This window comes from Pectobacterium sp. A5351, from assembly GCF_028335745.1.
Lineage (GTDB): Bacteria > Pseudomonadota > Gammaproteobacteria > Enterobacterales > Enterobacteriaceae > Pectobacterium.
In genome coordinates, this window is the sequence record NZ_CP116477.1 from 2,614,408 (window position 1) to 2,630,391 (window position 15,984).

General features: G+C 51.0%; 18 protein-coding genes, 1 tRNA gene and 2 pseudogenes. 13 read left to right on the top strand and 8 right to left on the bottom strand.

Annotated features, from left to right (window positions below; all coding sequences use genetic code 11):
- Positions 1 to 40 precede the first annotated feature (40 nt).
- From O1Q74_RS12210 to rsuA, 3 genes are all read right to left on the bottom strand, one after another.
- On the bottom strand, positions 41 to 385 hold the full coding sequence (locus O1Q74_RS12210) for a YejG family protein (protein ID WP_015839902.1): 345 nt from the start codon (positions 383 to 385) through the stop codon (positions 41 to 43).
- A 382-nt stretch (positions 386 to 767) separates the two neighbouring features.
- On the bottom strand, positions 768 to 1,958 hold the full coding sequence (locus O1Q74_RS12215) for a Bcr/CflA family multidrug efflux MFS transporter (protein WP_271873505.1): 1,191 nt from the start codon (positions 1,956 to 1,958) through the stop codon (positions 768 to 770).
- A 40-nt stretch (positions 1,959 to 1,998) separates the two neighbouring features.
- Complete coding sequence (gene rsuA / locus O1Q74_RS12220; protein ID WP_271873507.1) at positions 1,999 to 2,694, bottom strand: 16S rRNA pseudouridine(516) synthase RsuA; 696 nt, start codon at positions 2,692 to 2,694, stop codon at positions 1,999 to 2,001.
- Between the two features lie 223 nt (positions 2,695 to 2,917).
- On the opposite strand from rsuA, the gene O1Q74_RS12225 reads away from it, so the two are divergent.
- From O1Q74_RS12225 to rplY, 3 genes are all read left to right on the top strand, one after another.
- Complete coding sequence (locus O1Q74_RS12225) at positions 2,918 to 3,157, top strand: YecH family metal-binding protein (protein ID WP_271873509.1); 240 nt, start codon at positions 2,918 to 2,920, stop codon at positions 3,155 to 3,157.
- A 2-nt stretch (positions 3,158 to 3,159) separates the two neighbouring features.
- Complete coding sequence (locus tag O1Q74_RS12230; protein WP_271873510.1) at positions 3,160 to 4,956, top strand: DEAD/DEAH box helicase; 1,797 nt, start codon at positions 3,160 to 3,162, stop codon at positions 4,954 to 4,956.
- A gap of 135 nt (positions 4,957 to 5,091) precedes the next feature.
- Positions 5,092 to 5,376: a 50S ribosomal protein L25 gene (gene rplY / locus O1Q74_RS12235; RefSeq protein ID WP_180741325.1), complete on the top strand. Its 285-nt coding sequence runs from the start codon at positions 5,092 to 5,094 to the stop codon at positions 5,374 to 5,376.
- Between the two features lie 144 nt (positions 5,377 to 5,520).
- On the opposite strand, the gene yejK is transcribed toward rplY, so the two are convergent.
- Positions 5,521 to 6,531 carry a nucleoid-associated protein YejK gene (gene yejK / locus O1Q74_RS12240; protein WP_271873513.1) on the bottom strand — a complete coding sequence of 337 codons (1,011 nt, stop codon included), beginning with the start codon at positions 6,529 to 6,531 and terminating at the stop codon, positions 5,521 to 5,523.
- Positions 6,532 to 6,766: 235 nt separating this feature from the next.
- Here yejK and O1Q74_RS12245 point away from each other — a divergent pair, with 235 nt between their 5' ends.
- The 5 genes from O1Q74_RS12245 to O1Q74_RS12265 all read left to right on the top strand — a co-directional run bounded on the left by O1Q74_RS12245 (position 6,767) and on the right by O1Q74_RS12265 (position 10,809).
- Entirely contained in the window at positions 6,767 to 6,997 is a 231-nt protein-coding gene (locus tag O1Q74_RS12245; RefSeq protein WP_005967239.1) for a YejL family protein, read from the top strand.
- Positions 6,998 to 7,011: 14 nt separating this feature from the next.
- Positions 7,012 to 8,760: an LPS biosynthesis-modulating metalloenzyme YejM gene (yejM, locus tag O1Q74_RS12250; protein WP_271873519.1), complete on the top strand. Its 1,749-nt coding sequence runs from the start codon at positions 7,012 to 7,014 to the stop codon at positions 8,758 to 8,760.
- 78 nt (positions 8,761 to 8,838) lie between these two features.
- A tRNA-Pro gene (locus tag O1Q74_RS12255) sits at positions 8,839 to 8,915 on the top strand.
- A gap of 161 nt (positions 8,916 to 9,076) precedes the next feature.
- Positions 9,077 to 10,327 (top strand): integrase domain-containing protein, encoded by a 1,251-nt coding sequence (locus O1Q74_RS12260; protein WP_271873521.1) that lies wholly within the window; start codon positions 9,077 to 9,079, stop codon positions 10,325 to 10,327.
- Between the two features lie 266 nt (positions 10,328 to 10,593).
- Positions 10,594 to 10,809, top strand: coding sequence for a helix-turn-helix transcriptional regulator (locus O1Q74_RS12265; protein ID WP_224717866.1), 216 nt, complete (start codon positions 10,594 to 10,596; stop codon positions 10,807 to 10,809).
- A 139-nt stretch (positions 10,810 to 10,948) separates the two neighbouring features.
- Here O1Q74_RS12265 and O1Q74_RS12270 read toward each other — a convergent pair whose 3' ends face one another.
- Positions 10,949 to 11,140: a YlcI/YnfO family protein gene (locus O1Q74_RS12270; RefSeq protein WP_014915000.1), complete on the bottom strand. Its 192-nt coding sequence runs from the start codon at positions 11,138 to 11,140 to the stop codon at positions 10,949 to 10,951.
- Positions 11,141 to 11,204: 64 nt separating this feature from the next.
- Here O1Q74_RS12270 and O1Q74_RS12275 point away from each other — a divergent pair, with 64 nt between their 5' ends.
- The 5 genes and pseudogenes from O1Q74_RS12275 to O1Q74_RS20285 form a co-directional block, all read left to right on the top strand.
- Entirely contained in the window at positions 11,205 to 11,687 is a 483-nt protein-coding gene (locus O1Q74_RS12275) for a transposase (RefSeq protein WP_271873526.1), read from the top strand.
- Positions 11,688 to 11,722: 35 nt separating this feature from the next.
- The gene (locus O1Q74_RS12280; RefSeq protein ID WP_271873528.1) at positions 11,723 to 12,016 is read left to right on the top strand and encodes a helix-turn-helix domain-containing protein; all 294 of its coding nucleotides are present in this window, start codon (positions 11,723 to 11,725) and stop codon (positions 12,014 to 12,016) included.
- 44 nt (positions 12,017 to 12,060) lie between these two features.
- Positions 12,061 to 13,211, top strand: a pseudogene (locus tag O1Q74_RS12285) (IS3 family transposase).
- A gap of 17 nt (positions 13,212 to 13,228) precedes the next feature.
- Positions 13,229 to 13,453 (top strand): DUF4326 domain-containing protein, encoded by a 225-nt coding sequence (locus O1Q74_RS12290; protein WP_271873529.1) that lies wholly within the window; start codon positions 13,229 to 13,231, stop codon positions 13,451 to 13,453.
- Between the two features lie 277 nt (positions 13,454 to 13,730).
- Positions 13,731 to 13,865: pseudogene (locus tag O1Q74_RS20285) on the top strand (mobilization protein mobC); the annotation flags it as partial.
- 33 nt (positions 13,866 to 13,898) lie between these two features.
- Here the strand turns inward: O1Q74_RS20285 and O1Q74_RS12295 are convergent.
- The 3 genes from O1Q74_RS12295 to O1Q74_RS12305 form a co-directional block, all read right to left on the bottom strand.
- Positions 13,899 to 14,213 carry a CcdB family protein gene (locus O1Q74_RS12295; protein WP_029729595.1) on the bottom strand — a complete coding sequence of 105 codons (315 nt, stop codon included), beginning with the start codon at positions 14,211 to 14,213 and terminating at the stop codon, positions 13,899 to 13,901.
- A 2-nt stretch (positions 14,214 to 14,215) separates the two neighbouring features.
- Positions 14,216 to 14,452 (bottom strand): type II toxin-antitoxin system CcdA family antitoxin, encoded by a 237-nt coding sequence (locus O1Q74_RS12300; RefSeq protein WP_029729596.1) that lies wholly within the window; start codon positions 14,450 to 14,452, stop codon positions 14,216 to 14,218.
- Between the two features lie 318 nt (positions 14,453 to 14,770).
- A complete protein-coding gene (locus O1Q74_RS12305; RefSeq protein WP_271873530.1) occupies positions 14,771 to 15,715 on the bottom strand; it encodes an ArdC family protein in 945 nt (314 codons plus the stop codon).
- Positions 15,716 to 15,984: the final 269 nt, after the last annotated feature.

Here is a 15,984-nt window from a genome sequence, read left to right on the forward strand (position 1 = left end):
ATGAGAGAAAACCGCAGCGCCAGTCTGCTGACGCTGTGGTTTAAAAGGGGTATTGTGCCGATACCGACTCAGCAATAGCGACACCGACGTTCTTCAGACGGCACATTGCCGTACTTTCATCATTGCGATGTAAAAACAGGCACGGTTCGCCTTCCCATTCCAGAACGGCGCATTCAACCTGAATTTCAGACAGAGACTGATGCAACTGGTGCATGATTTTCCATGCAATATCGCCGTCATGGCTCAGCAGCTTGAGGCCAATCAGGTTATTCTCTTCTTCTCTGCCGCTCAGCGGAATCGGTTCAACATTGACACCTGCAAAACCCGATAACCAGCGATAACTTTGCGGCAAACGATGAACTACCGAAAGTTGGAAACTGTCCACTACTGTTTTCCTCAGGTAATAATTCACAAAATAGTAACATATTTATCATAGTAGCGTGTTCACACCATTTCTTGCCACCTTTCGTGAACAAAAAAACAACAAACACACTTTTTTCATATCGTAATAGTGGCTAACAAGCCTGATTGCAAGCACTATTAATGCCAAATCGATCACGAATCTTTCTTCTTTTCCGGCTATATGTAACCTTTTCCATTTAATATCTCAACCCTTTTCGACCCATTCGTTCACTTTTGGGTCAAATATTTTACATTCGCAAAACAAAAAGCCATGACAGGCTATCGCTGTCAGAAAGGATATGGAGAAAGAAGAAAACAGACTCAGGTGCAAGAAGGGTATTCCTGCACCTGAGAAGAAGGGAAAATCAGGACGCTACCGAGCGGTTCGCGTACATGTACAGCAGAAAGGCACCAATCGAACAGAGTGCCATTGATAGCACCATCGGCCAGGCGCTGTTGAATGAGGCCAGCGATAGAATAACACCCACCATCGCGCCAAGGCCAAAGCGCAGCGTTCCCGCGAGCGACGACGCCGTCCCTGCCATATGAGGGAAATCATCAAGGATGACCGCCATCGCATTCGACGCCACCATTGCAATACAGCCGACAAACAGCGCAACGCCAAATACCAGCGGTAAGAACCCGAGATCGAACAGGCAGACAATCACCAGCCATATTCCCATCGCAAACTGGATTACCAGCCCCGCACGGAACATCGCCAGCGCCCCCAAGCGCCGCACATTACGGCTGTTAAACAACGTCACCACAAACAGAAAGACGACGTTCAGAGCAAAGTAATAGCCAAAATTCTGAGGTGACACGCCATACAGGTTGATATACACAAATGGCCCGGCGCTCAGGAAGGAAAACATGCCGCAAAACGACAGTCCGCTCGCCACCATATAGCTGAACACCCGCTTGTGGCGGAACAGGATGGCAAAATTCCCGATAGTGGTGCGCAGATGAAATTTTTGCCGCTTCGCAGGCGGTAAGGTTTCTTTGATAAAAAAGAAAATTAGCGCAGCTGCCAGAAACGCTGCGCCAGAGATCGTCCAGAAAATGGAATGCCAGCTAAACCACAACAGCAGCCAGCCACCGGCAATCGGCGCAATGAGCGGTGCGACCGTCATCACCAGCACGACGAACGACATCATGCGAGAAAAATCATCCCGAGAGAACATATCGCGCATCAGTGCATTAATCACCACCGCCGCTGCTGCTGCAGAAACTCCGTGCAGGAAGCGCATGTAGATAAGCTGCTCTACCGTTTGCGCCAGCGCACAGGCCACGCCTGCGAACGCAAAAACCAGCGTACCGCCAAGAATGACAGGTTTACGCCCCAGACTATCCGCCATCGGCCCGTAGAACATCTGGCCTATAGCAAACCCCAGTACATAGGTACTGAGCGTCATTTGGACGTGCCCATCCCCCACGCCAAACTCGTTGGCAATAGTCGGTAACGCAGGTAAATACATATCGATGGCTAACGGCATTAGCATCGAAATCAGGCCAAGAATAAAGATCAGCCCGAGATGAGAAGAACGGCGTAATTGCACTAATAACTCCAGAGTAGAAAGAAGATCATGCTATGCAGCATTATTTTACGCTGGCGATCTCCTCATCGCTTAACTCCCGGAATTCACCCGGTTCCAGTTCGCTATCCAGCCAGATGTCGCCAATACGCTCGCGGTGTAGCTCCACGACCCGGTTCCCCACCGCAGCAAACATCCTTTTCACCTGATGATAGCGACCTTCACTAATCGTCAGTCGAACGACATAATCCGTCACTTTCTCAAGCGTAGCGGGTTTGGTGAGGCTCTTCTCGTTATGCAACTGTACGCCAGCGGTAAATTGCGCAGCAGTATCTTCGGCCAGCGGCTGCTCCAGCGTCACCAGGTAGGTCTTTTCACACTGATGCTTAGGCGAGGTAATACGATGCGACCATTGCCCATCGTCCGTTAACAACACCAGCCCCGTGGTATCGATATCCAGTCGCCCTGCCGCATGCAGTTTGTGCGCCACCGGGACATCCATAAAATATAGAATGGTAGGATGATCGGGGTCGTCCGTTGAACAGACATAACCCTGAGGCTTATTCAGCATGAAGTAGCGCGGACCGCTCTGCTGTTCCAGCGGATTACCGTCAAACTCAACGCTATGCTCGGGGGATAGCTTGAATGCGCCGTTCTTCACCACGTCGCCATCAACGGTGACACGCTGCGCGCGCAGTTCACGCGCCACCAGCGAACGGCTGATTCCCAGATGCTGGGATAAAAATTTGTCCAATCGCATTAAAACTCACTACCTGTCTCAAATACTGCCAGTCTCAAATCGTGAGACCATAAATGATGAGATCGTAGTATAACGGGGGTTTGTTCACGCGTCCTGCAATTCACCGTCCATACGTTGCTCTTTTTAGCCGGCCTTCAAGCTGCATGACCTTTGCTTATCCCTCGCGCCGGGTATTATCAACAGGCATAATAAGGGCAATTTTTTACATTTTAAGGACAACCCTATGTCATCTATTCACGGTCATGAAGTGTTGCAAATGATGATCGCATCCGGTGGGTCATTTACCACCGAACAGCTGATTAGCACGATAGAAGCCCGCTTCGGCAACGAGGCGCGTTTTCATACCTGTTCCGCCGAAAATATGACGGCCTCAATGCTGGTACAGTTTTTGTCTGAACGCGGAAAATTTATCCCGCAGGATGCGGGCTTTACCACCAGCGCCAATAAAATCTGTCAGCACTAGTTATGTCGTTCACACAGTCTGCCTCGTTCACACAGTCTTCCTCGTTCACACTACGGCCTTACCAGCGTGAGGCAGTTTCCGCCACCCTCGACTATTTTCGCCGCTATACCCAACCGGCCGTTATCGTTTTGCCTACCGGTGCGGGGAAAAGCCTGGTGATTGCTGAACTGGCGCGGCTTGCTCGTGGTCGTGTACTGGTGCTTGCACACGTCAAAGAACTGGTCGCGCAAAACCATGCCAAATACCGTGCCTTGGATTTGGAAGCAGATATCTTCGCGGCGGGGCTACAGCAGCGCGAGAGTCAGAGAAAGGTGGTTTTTGGCAGCGTGCAGTCCGTTGCGCGTAATCTCGACCAGTTCGATAATGCCTTCTCCCTGCTGATCATTGATGAATGCCACCGCATTAGCGACGACGATAACAGCCAATATCAACAAATCATCCAGCATCTGCAAAAAACCAATCCACAGCTGCGGCTACTCGGCTTAACCGCCACGCCTTATCGGCTTGGCAAAGGCTGGATATATCAATATCACTATCACGGCATGATACGTGGCGACGAGCGCTGTTTGTTCCGCGACTGCATCTATGAGCTACCGCTGCGCTATATGATCAAACATGGCTTTCTGGTGCCGCCTGACCGGCTGGATATGCCGGTAGTGCAATATGATTTCAGCAAGCTCGTCGCCCGCAGCAACGGGCTATTCAGCGAAGCTGACCTGAATCTTGAACTCAAACGTCAGCAACGCATTACGCCGCATATCATCAACCAGGTCATTGATTATGCGCAAACACGGCGCGGTGCGATGATTTTCGCCTCCACCGTCGAACATGCCAAAGAAATTACGGCCTTGTTGCCGGCTGGGCAGGCGGCATTGGTCAGCGCCGATACGCCAGCAGCCGAACGCGATGCGTTGATTGACGCCTTTAAACAGCAGTCGCTGAAATATCTGGTCAATGTGGCGGTGCTGACAACCGGTTTTGACGCCCCGCATGTTGACCTTATCGCCATCCTTCGCCCGACAGAATCCGTCAGCCTGTATCAGCAAATCGTCGGGCGCGGTTTACGCCTCTATCCAGGAAAAACGGACTGCCTGATACTGGATTACGCTGGCAACCCGCACGATCTCTATACGCCGGAAGTCGGCAACAGCAAGCCGCATACGGGTAGCCAGCCAGTGCAAGTTTTCTGCCCTGAATGCGGCTTTGCTAACCTGTTCTGGGGCAAAACCACCCCAGACGGCGATATCATCGAACACTATGGCCGTCGCTGTCAGGGTTGGGAAACGGCGGAAAACGGCCAGCGCCAGCAGTGTGATTTTCGGTTTCGGTTTAAAGTCTGCCCGCACTGCGGCGCAGAAAACGATATCGCGGCGCGGCGCTGCCACCAGTGTAACGAGGTGTTGGTCGATCCCGACGATATGCTGAAAGCGGCGCTGAAGCTGAAAGATGCGTTGGTTTTACGCTGTAGCGGCATGAGCTTCGAGTCGGGGCAAGATGCAAAAGGAGAATGGCTGAAAATCATCTACCACGATGAGGATGGTGCCGAAGTGAGCGAACGTTTTCGCCTGCACTCCACCGCGCAGCGCCACGTTTTCCTGCAACAGTTTTTGCGCGTTCATCAACGTGCACCGGGAACGCCGTTTAACTGGCAGCATGCCGACGACGTTATCACGCAACAGGCGTTATTGCGCCCCCCCGATTTTATCGTCGCCCGCAAACACGGAAAATTCTGGCAAATCCGTGAAAAGCTCTTTGACTATCAGGGGCGCTTCCGCCGCGCCAATGAGCTACGGGGCTAAGTAATTCCGAGATTCATTTGCCCGCAGAGCCATATTCCGCTAGAATTCAGCCCGCTTTTGTTCGCAAAAGCTGAATAACCCCGCCTGCTGCTGGGTCGCCTGTAGCAGGGTTACTTTATATAAGTAGAGAATAAAATGATTACTATCAAAGCAGAAGTACGTAAGGATCAGGGTAAGGGTGCGAGCCGCCGCCTGCGTTCCGCTGGTAAATTCCCAGCCATCGTTTACGGTGGTTCAGAAGCACCAGTTTCTATCGAACTGGATCACGACTCAGTGAAAAACCAGGAAGCGAAAGAAGGCTTCTACGGTACTGCACTGACTCTGTCTATCGATGGCAAAGAAGTACAAGTTAAAGTTCAGGCTGTACAACGTCACGTTTACAAGCCAAAACTGACTCACATCGACTTCGTTCGCGTTTAGTTCGCGCTGAAGTTGTTTTCTGGGACGCCGGAAAAGAAGAACGCCGCTTATGCGGCGTTTTTTGTGCCCTGACGTAGCAGGGTTCAGCCGCTGCCCTTTTCCTGACGATAAGAAAAAGGGCAACGTCGTTTTCTGGAACAATGTTTACTGCTTGCCGCTGCTCATCCGACGCTGTAGCTGATCGCGCAGATTCGGCGGCGTGCCTTTAATCGTCAACGTATCCGTTGCCGGATCCCAGAAAATCCGCTCACCGAGCAATAGCGCATCAAAATTCAGGCTGATGCCACCGCCGCTACCGGCAAATTTGGTCAACTGGCGCAATGTTCCCCGATCGGCAGGGAAGCTTTCTTCCAGCTCATAACCCTGCTCGGCTGAAAACTGCTGAAAAGTTTTCTCGCCCAGCGGCGGCAGTTCCTGCGACAGCGATGCCAGCTCGATTTCCTCACCGGACTGCAATTGCTCATTGCAGTAGCTATATACCTGCTGACGATAATTCTGGCGCTCGTTTTTATCTAACTGCGCCTCTTCACAATACTCATCGACCGCTTTCAGCAAGCCACGGTTTTGTGCTTTGGTGTCCAGCCCTTCTGACGCGGCCAGAAAATCCATGAAGAAGTCAGACACTTTGCGCCCAACACGGCCTTTAAGGAACGTCAGATAACGCGTCGATTCTGGATTGGTTTCCCATTCGGTCAAATCGATACGCGCAACGATATCGGCATGATTGATATCCAGATAGTGCGTGGTGCTGATATCCAACTGCTCATTAACCCGCATGCTGTTGCAGCTATTGAGCACCGATATCAGTAAATACTCGACCGCCAGATAACGATACTGGCAAAACAACACAATACCGCCTTCGGCAAACGGGTACTTCGCCAGCTCGTCACGCAGACGCCCGGTGGCCGCGCGTGAGAAACTCAGAAAGTCCTCATCCCCTTTGCGACAAGCCCGCAGCGCATCCGCCAGCTCGCTTTGCTCATTAAACAGCCCATAGGCCTTACTTTTGGCGCTGTAGACGCGATGCAATTCAGCCATCATCTCTTCTACTGCCGCATTGGTCGACAGCAGGGAATCACGCAACACCATTTCCAGCGTTTGTTCGTCACGTTTAATTAGCTGATGCAGGGCAATCTGGGCGATATCCAGACTCATGATAAACTCTCCTTTTGGCAAGGCGCGTATTCAAACACTGATGCGGGCGGGCCGCAACACATAAAGCCGCCCTTCATACCTTACACGCACTAAGCGTCTACACTACTTATTGATAAAATTCCGTTTATTGATAACAGTCCGTCAGGGATAAAAGTACGTTAATGATAAAAGTGCGGAAAAGCATAAGCCTATACGGTAAGATAAGCGACTTTACCAGCTTGAGATACGCCATTTTATGCCACAATCATCCCGTTATAGTGACGAACACGTTGAACAACTGCTTTCTGAGATGGTCAATGTTCTGGAAAAGCACCACGCCCCAACCGATCTTGCTTTGATGGTGCTCGGTAACATGGTGACGAACTTGATTAACACCAGCATCGCGCCTGCACAACGTCAGGTTCTGGCGCGTTCTTTCGCTGAAGCCCTACAGGCTTCGATTAAAAAAGCCGATAAAGCTCACTAAGTTTTGACCAACGTATGGTAACCAACCGTCAGCGCTACCGCGAAAAAGTCTCCCAGATGATCAGTTGGGGACACTGGTTCGCCTTATTCAACATTTTGCTCACTTTGGGGCTGGGTAGCCGCTACCTGTTTGTTGCCGATTGGCCGACCTCCCTGTTCGGTCGACTTTACGCGCTGGTTAGCTGGCTTGGTCATTTTAGCTTTATCGTCTTTGCCGCCTATCTGCTGGTCATCTTCCCGCTCACGTTTATTGTGATGTCGCAGCGCCTGCTACGGTTCCTGTCTGCGGCGCTGGCAACGGCTGGGCTGACGATACTGTTAGTGGATGTTGAAGTCTTTACACGCTTTCACCTTCATCTCAACAGCACCGTTTGGGAACTTGTCGTCAACCCTGGGCAAGGTGAGATTGCTCGAGACTGGCAGTGGATGTTTATCGGCATTCCATTGATTTTCATGGTGGAAATGCTGTTCGGTACCTGGTGCTGGCAAAAATTACGCAGCCTGAATCGCCGCCACTTTGGCAAGCCGCTGGCAGGTGTTTTCATCTCGGCGTTCTTTGCGTCGCACCTGATGTACATCTGGGCAGATGCCAATTTCTATCGGCCGATTACGATGCAGCGCGCCAACCTCCCGCTGTCTTATCCGATGACGGCTCGCCGGTTTCTGGAAAAACATGGTCTGCTGGATGCACAGGAATATCAGCGTCGGCTGACGCAGCAGGGTAATCCTGAAGCCATAACGGTGGAGTATCCGCTCAATAGCATCACCTTCCGCGATAACGGCAGCGGCTACAATCTGCTGATGGTGATGATCGACGATACGCAGCCTGAAGCCATACAAAATCGTATGCCGAACCTGTCGCGCTTCGCCGCAGAAAATGTGCGCTTTAGCGATCATTACGATTCGGGTTCGCAGCCAGACGCCGCCTTGTTTAACCTGTTTTACGGCCTCTCAACGACCTATATGGATGGCGTCCTGAGCGCGCGTAAACCGTCAGCATTAATCACTGCATTAAGCCAGCAGGGCTATCAGTTCGGGCTCTTTTCGGCGAACGGCTTCAACAGCCCGCTCTACCGTCAGGCGCTGCTTTCTGATTTCTCCTTATCTGCGCCACAGCAGCAAAGCGGCGATGCCATCATCACGCAATGGCAGGAGTGGCTCAACCGTGATAATACTGCGGCCCCTTGGTTCTCTTACATTGAACTCAGCAGTGCGCCGAAAACCGCAGATGGCAGAATTACAGACGCCAACGTCCGTGTAAATATTCAGGATGTTGACCGCCAGATTGGCCAAATTATTCGCACCCTGCAGGAAAAAAACATTCTGGATAACACCGTCGTCGTTATAACAACGGCACAAAACCAGAATGCTAACACCGGCAACGCGGCACGTTTTGCCCGAACTCAGTGGCAAACACCGCTCATTGTTCATTGGCCAAATACCCCTGCACAAACTATTACGAAAATGACGGACAACAAGGACGTCATGACCACGCTGATGCAGCGCCTGCTTCATGTTAAAAACAGCACGGATGATTATTCACAGGGCGAAGACCTGTTCTCTGCCCAACGACGCTCCCCGTGGTTGATTAACGGCAGTGGCGGCACGCTGCTCATCACAACGCAGGATCAGCTCATCGTGTTGGAAAGCAACGGCAACTACCGGGCTTACGACATGGCGGGGAATCGGCTGAATGATGAAAAACCACAGCTTGCCCTGCTCTTGCAGGTACTAACGAACGAAAGACGCTTTATTGCCAACTAACTGCCTAAATCTAAAGCAGTCGTTCCATCAGGCTATTGCAATAAGGTCAGGAAAAGGTAGTATAAATGCCCATAGCATCGGCACGTAGCGCAGCCTGGTAGCGCACCGTCATGGGGTGTCGGGGGTCGGAGGTTCAAATCCTCTCGTGCCGACCAAATACATATTCGGTTAGTATCGTTTACTACCGGAAACCCCACAAGAACCCGCATTCTCACTGAGTTTGCGGGTTTTTTGTTGCCTGTTATCTATCGGGATAACCCGTTTACAGCCGGAAAGTTTAGTTATACGCTTAGTTATACCGTCCCATATAACTACGATGGCTCGTATAACTACCCCACTGACCAATACCGAGATCAAAGCCGCCAAACCTGCCGAGAAGGAATACACGCTACAGGACGGGGATGGGTTGTATCTGCTGGTGAAATCGAGCGGTTCTAAAATCTGGCGTTTTAACTATTACCGTCCCGATACAAAGAAACGTGCATTAATCAGCTTTGGTTCATTCCCTGCGGTTTCTTTGGCAGAAGCCCGACAACGGCGTGAAGCGGCAAAGGCGCTGATAAGCAAAGGCATCGATCCACAATTCCACCAGCAACAGCAGCGCGAACAAGAGCAAGCCATCAACCTAAACACGTTCGCCAAAGTTTCCGCTGATTGGTACGAATTAAAAAAGTCTCAGCCGTTAGCCGAGAACACCATTAAAGATATCTGGCGTTCGCTGGAAAAATACGTGTTCCCGTTCATCGGAACCTTACCGATCACCCTGCTTACCGCTCGTCACTTCATCACCGCATTAGAACCGATACAAGCCAGCGGCAAACTGGAAACCGTCAAACGGGTAAGCCAGCGAATCAACGAGGTGATGGATTATGCGGTTAACTCCGGGCTGATTCCTGCAAATCCCGCCGCCAAGATCCGCAAAGCGTTTCAGACGCCGGTGAAAACCCATATGCCGACCATTCGGCCAGAGGCATTACCTGGCTTGATGAAAACGCTATCGGTCGCCAGCATTGAGTTACAGACCCGCTTATTGATTGAATGGCAGCTACTCACCGTTACCCGCCCTGCCGAAGCCGCTGAAACCCGCTGGAGCGAGATAAACCTTACAGATAACACCTGGACGATCCCCGCTGGCCGTATGAAGATGCGTCGTGAGCATGTTATTCCCCTGCCCCTACAGGCATTAGCCATTCTGGACGCCATGAAGCCCATCAGCGGCCACCGGGAATACCTGTTTCCTTCCAGTAAAGATCCCAAGCAGCCCATGAACAGCCAAACCGCTAACGCCGCATTGCGCCGTATGGGTTACAAAGGTGTGCTGGTGTCTCATGGCCTGCGCGCCATATTCAGTACAGCGGCCAATGAAGAAGGGTTCCCGCCAGACGTGATCGAAGCCGCCCTAGCCCATGTAGACACCAACGAAGTGCGCCGCGCCTATAACCGATCCACTTATCTGGAACAGCGCAAAATATTGATGTGCTGGTGGGGTGAATTTGTCGAAACAGCCGCAACGGGAAAAGTGATGGCGTCGGAAGGAGCCAGAGGTTTACGCGTCGCCAACGGCTGATACTGTGTTTATATATGGGATACCAGAAAAAACGCGTGGAATATGTAGCGCATATAGTCGGTGATGTTCTCAGTGAGAACACGCCGAATAAGAATGAATTCTTTCATAAACTGGCTGTAAGGCAGCGTGCAGTTATCAGAACCATTATTTCAAGAATTTACTTAATTTTCCCAAATTTAAACCTAAATTATCATACTCCTCCCTCAAGAACCGTTTAACTATCTGCACTGACCGGATAACGCCGGTTTCATTGGAGATAAACACGTATGAACCTGTTAGACAGAAAAATCCTGTTAAAGAAAGAAGTGAAAGCCATTCTGCGCGTCAGTTCGGACAGCAGCTTTCAGGAAATGATCAATGCCGGAGAATTCCCCAAAGGGTTTCGGGTTGGATTACGGCGCGTAGGCTGGTTCGAGGATGAAGTTAGCGAGTGGTTAAGGCAACGCATTGCCGAACGTGACCAGCAAACCGAAACCGCATAAGCCGACACATCCATTTTTATTGCCGCTCTAGCGGCATATCGGAATCAAAAAATATGATGATCCAAAAATCTGGCGTTGGCTGGAACGGGCATTGCTACGCCCAAAATCAGCACATCAGCTATTTAGAAAAACGCTCAAATCACGGTTTTGATTTATCGTCTTTTTCCGCTTCTAACTTACGCCCGCAGGCATCCAATACCCACGCAGAAAAATTAGCGTTGGGATTGTCTACTTTTTCACGCGCTACGCTGGCATCAATTTCATCAATCAGTTCGTGTGGGAAACGGATTCCCTTTTTAGTGGATTTACTATTGTTATTGCCTGTAGCCATGCCCTCTCTGTCAGGATAGTTGTCACCCCCATCGAAAACACGAATGACAAGATGGGAACAAACAGTGAAGCGTATTTCACCAGAACGTAAATCAGCCGAACTGGCTAAATTACTACCGCCCTACAATATGACCGTCACCGCAGTTGCACAGAGGGAAGGGATATCGGAAGCTACCCTCTATTACTGGCGTAATAAGGTGAAAGCAGAGGGAATACCGGTGCCGGGTGCAGACAAAACTACAGACCAATGGTCAGCTGATGCCCGGCTGGCTGTGATTATCGAAACTGCCACACTCAGTGAAGCAGAACTCGCGCAATACTGCCGTAAGAAAGGGCTTTATCCTGAGCAGATTAGTCAGTGGAAACAAGGGTTTTTGCAGGTATCTTCGCCCAATGACAAAGTAGCGCTTAAGCAGATACAAAAAGAAAACAAGCAACTAAAACGCGAACTGATACGTAAGGAAAAAGCGCTGGCGGAGGCGGCAGCGATACTGGTGCTGCGAAAGCAGTTTCGGGACTACTACGGGGAAACCGACGAGGACGACTGACATCCGGTACAGAGCGACAGGTCCTGATAGGTTATGTGCGCGAAGCGATGGTGTCAGGTGCCCGGTTGTCGGTGTCGCTCACTGAAGCCGGGTTAAGTGAGCGAACGTGGCGACGCTGGCAAACCTCGATAGAAGACAAGCGTGCAGGCGCAGTCAGGTCATCTCCGGCGAACCGGTTAAGTGCGCAAGAAGAGCAACAGATACTGGCGGTGTGCCATCAACCTGCGTATGCCAGCCTGCCACCGTCACAAATTGTCCCAGAGCTGGCTGATAAAGGAATATATCTGGCGAGTGAGTCAACCTTCTATCGTGATCCTACCCGCCAATAGTGGACACGCGACTAAGTGAGTAAACTCTCTACCAGAGGTGACTCATGACGAAACCCGTATCAACCAGTAAAAAACCACGTAAGCAACATACGCCTGAATTCCGCAACGAAGCCCTGAAGCTTGCAGAACGCATCGGTGTTGCTGCCGCTGCTCGTGAACTCAGTCTGTACGAATCCCAGCTTTATAACTGGCGTAGCAAGCAGCAGAGCCAGACAATTTCCTCTGAGCGAGAGAGTGAGCAGGCAGCAGAAATTGCCCGCCTCAAGCGCCAACTGGCGGAGAGGGATGAGGAGCTGGCCATTCTCCAAAAGGCCGCGACATACTTTGCAAAGCGCCTGAAATGAAGTATGTCTTTATCGAATAACATCGGGCTGAGTTCAGTATCAAAGCCATGTGTCGGGTGCTCAGAGTCGCGCGCAGCGGTTGGTATGTCTGGCGTTGTCGCCGTCATCAGGTCAACTCGCGTCAGCGATTCCGGATTGTCTGCGATGCTGCCGTCAGCAAGGCATTCAGTCACGCCAAACAGTGGTACGGCGCCCCACGACTGGCGGATGAACTGCCACACTATAACGTGAAAACCATTGCTGCCAGTCTGCGCCGTCAGGGGCTGCGGGCAAAAGCTGCCTGGAAGTTCAGCCCGGTCAGCTACCGGGAGCACGGCCTGCCAGTGTCTGAAAATCTGCTGAAGCGAGACGTTATCGCCAGCGGCCCGAATCAAAAATGGGCAGGAGATATCACTGACTTACGTACGGATGAAGGCTGGCTGTATCTGGCTGTGGTCATTGATCTGTGGTCGCGTGCCGTTGTCGGCTGGTCGATGTCATCGAGAATGACGGCTGAGCTGGCCTGTAATGCCCTGCACATGGCACTGTGGCGACGAAAACGGCCCCAAAACATCATTATTCACACCGATCGCGGCGGTCAGTACTGTTCAGCAGACTATCAGACCATGCTGAAAAGCTATAATCTGCGAGGGAGCATGAGCGCAAAAGGTTGCTGCTACGATAATGCCTGCGCGGAAAGCTTCTTTCACTCACTGAAAGTGGAATGCATCCACGGTGAGTCCTTTGCCAGCCGGGAAATAATGCGAACAGCGGTGTTTAATTATATCGAGTGTGATTACAATCGGTGGCGTCGCCACAGTGCATGCGGCGGTATCAGCCCGGAACAGTTTGAAAACCAGAACCTCGCTTAGGGCTGTGTCCACATTACGTGGGTAGGATCAATCCTTACGCGATAGGTGCAGATGGTGATCGTGATGAAGTCATAAGAAAGTTTAAATACGATTTTGATCGTGACTATCTCAAAGGTGGCTCAGAGTTTAAAGAAAAGCTGAAAGCACTGAGAGGACACACTTTAGGATGCCACTGTAAGCCATATGCTTGTCATGGGGATGTGCTGGCACAGTATTTGAATGAATTGGACGATGGTGAGTAATGCACCATCATCAGTTTCAGAAATCATCTGTTATATGATTGTAATTATCCCAGCTTTAGTTCCAGGCACTTTTTTAGGGGGAGCTCAATACACTGATTGGAGATGGTACCAGAGTTCGACAGCCACATAGATCCATGAATCGGTGTTCTTCCGTAGATGCTTTAGAGAGACTGCTTCTGGCACGGAGCGGACAGAGAGTAAAGTCACCAAGCATCTTGAACAGCGTCGTCTGATGCTGCAATGATGGGCTAATTTTCTGGATGCTAACAGCAACGGTCTGGTTAGGCTGTTTGACAGTATCAGGACGGTGGTAAGGAACAACGTTCCCGTCCCGTTTGATACAAAGATCCGGGAGATATTTCTCTTCCGCACGATAGATGAACTTGAACAGGCTCCCGTCAGCCACGATTAAAGGCATGCCTGTTTAACTGCATAGAAAGAAACGTCAGAACCCGTCGATGAGGAAGTCTATTGCCGCCTTTATCTGAGTACGGTACTGCGACGCATCACAAAACACCGCACCCAGTGCCTGGACAGGGATACTTGCCAACTCGTGGGTCATTACGGCGTATTCTTTGCCGTCCGTCAGCCTGACGACGGGGACAAGGCGCTCCGGTCGGCGGCCTGCCGGATACCTTTCAATAGGGAGCAATGGGATCACTATCCGACGATTCAATTGCCCAATAATATCGCTCGTGACATCGAGCAACAGCGGGTAAACGACGCTTTTCCCGGTATTCCCGTATACGGTGAATTGCATGGTTAAAACGTCCTGTATTCATCGCTGAAACAACCCTGCTCATCATGAAAACGATTGAGTGCTGCGAGAGCCTCCCTGTTCTCTTCCTGCCATTTTTTCGCTTCATGAGAGCGAAGCTCTGCATCCAGGGCGGTTGTCAGGGTAGCACTCAGATTAATACCCGCCTCACGCGCTCTTACCAGTAAGGCACGCTCTACTGTCATGGTCACACTCTGCGTGTTGCGTTGTTTCGCGGTCATAGTTTCTCTCCTGCAGGAATACGTGCGTGTTACACGGAGTAATACACTTATCATAACACCAAAAATAGGCTCTGCTACCGTTACAGTCCTGCAAACTTCACAGTCAGTCGTCATACCTGAGCCGTCGTTTACAGTAATCACCGATGTACAAACTCCGTTTGCGAGATGCGCGGGCTCTTTGCCGCCCGCACCCGCAGCCTGCGAATTTTCCGGGCATATTATGTCCAGAAAATTCGCAGGGAAATTTAAACATCTGTCACCTTCCCTGCCCCACAATAAGGTTAAAGCCGCACTCCTTTGCGGCTTATCATCTCCGACTCAAATCTTATCCATCAGATAACGATGCGCTTTTGAGGCGGCGCTGGCCGCTTTGAAAACATAGCGCTTATCGTTTTTCAGCGCCTGGAGCCATGAGGCAATATAGCTTTCATGCTGCACCTCTCCAACAATCCCCAAATCCGCCATCAGAAAAGCACTTCCCAGCTCAGCCACTAATTCCTCCTCCGCATAATCTGCACTGCCAAATTTCCCTTTCATTTCACGGTTAAGTCGTTTTTTACCACCGCTCCAGTGAACCAGCTCATGCAGGCCAGTAGCGTAGAAATTAGCTGCATCTGAAAACAGATGGCGCTCCGGTAGCCAAACTTCATCAGTTGAGGGTCGGAAAAAGGCGTTTTGTCCTTTCTCAATGATGTTTGCGCCGCTCTTCTGGAACAGATTTTCAGCCTCCGGCAACGGGTCAAAGGTTGCTTCCGGGCTGACTGTTTCAGTTGTCAGAGGCAAGCCGTCAATTTGTTCAACATTGAACACATTGAAGGTTTTCAGCATCGGGATCTGGTCGATTTCGCCGTCTTCGTTTTCCTTCTCTAAGGTTGTATAGAAAATGGCTGTCGTGCCGTGCTCGCCTTTGCGAACCTGTCCACCTACTGCCTGTGCTTGTTTGTAGGTCATCCAGCGTGAATCACAGAAGCCCTGTTCTGATGCACTGCACCACAGCAGCATGATATTCATTCCACTATACGCGATACCGGTTGCGAAGTTAGAAGGCAAGCCAGACATACCGGATACTCGTTGCCACGGACAAGACCACGGTTTTACACCGGCTTCAAGCGCTGCAATGATGTTGTCGGTGACGGTCTGATAAATATCTGTTCTGGTTTGAGAAAATTTCGTTTTTGAGGAGCCTGACTGCTCCAGCGGGGATACGCTGGTCGCCGCTGCGGCGTTAGGGGCGCTAGTCTGGGTATACAGGGAAATGGTCATGGTTTTTTCTCCGTCAGTGGTGTGATTTTCGTCTTCGTATCGCCTGACGGTTCGCTTTCCCGACATCGTTCCGGCACGCAAGGGCGCAGAATGCGTGCCATTTACCCTTGCGGAACGGGTTGTGTTGGGAAACGATTAGCCGGAAGCTGATACGGGAATGGAAATCACGCGGGAGAAAAAAATGACCCTGCATAGTCGGGTGTAGCGCCCCTTAGGCCGCAGCGGTGAAATGGGTTTGGGGTTTGGGGTTTGGGGTTTGGGAGTGTGGT

Coding starts and splice junctions, on each gene's coding strand:
- rsuA (WP_271873507.1), bottom strand. CDS start 2,694: ATGCGATTGGACAAATTTTTATCCCAGCATCTGGGAATCAGCCGTTCG.
- O1Q74_RS12225 (WP_271873509.1), top strand. CDS start 2,918: ATGTCATCTATTCACGGTCATGAAGTGTTGCAAATGATGATCGCATCC.
- O1Q74_RS12230 (WP_271873510.1), top strand. CDS start 3,160: ATGTCGTTCACACAGTCTGCCTCGTTCACACAGTCTTCCTCGTTCACA.
- rplY (WP_180741325.1), top strand. CDS start 5,092: ATGATTACTATCAAAGCAGAAGTACGTAAGGATCAGGGTAAGGGTGCG.
- yejK (WP_271873513.1), bottom strand. CDS start 6,531: ATGAGTCTGGATATCGCCCAGATTGCCCTGCATCAGCTAATTAAACGT.
- O1Q74_RS12245 (WP_005967239.1), top strand. CDS start 6,767: ATGCCACAATCATCCCGTTATAGTGACGAACACGTTGAACAACTGCTT.
- yejM (WP_271873519.1), top strand. CDS start 7,012: ATGGTAACCAACCGTCAGCGCTACCGCGAAAAAGTCTCCCAGATGATC.
- O1Q74_RS12260 (WP_271873521.1), top strand. CDS start 9,077: ATGGCTCGTATAACTACCCCACTGACCAATACCGAGATCAAAGCCGCC.
- O1Q74_RS12265 (WP_224717866.1), top strand. CDS start 10,594: ATGAACCTGTTAGACAGAAAAATCCTGTTAAAGAAAGAAGTGAAAGCC.
- O1Q74_RS12270 (WP_014915000.1), bottom strand. CDS start 11,140: ATGGCTACAGGCAATAACAATAGTAAATCCACTAAAAAGGGAATCCGT.
- O1Q74_RS12295 (WP_029729595.1), bottom strand. CDS start 14,213: ATGCAATTCACCGTATACGGGAATACCGGGAAAAGCGTCGTTTACCCG.
- O1Q74_RS12300 (WP_029729596.1), bottom strand. CDS start 14,452: ATGACCGCGAAACAACGCAACACGCAGAGTGTGACCATGACAGTAGAG.
- O1Q74_RS12305 (WP_271873530.1), bottom strand. CDS start 15,715: ATGACCATTTCCCTGTATACCCAGACTAGCGCCCCTAACGCCGCAGCG.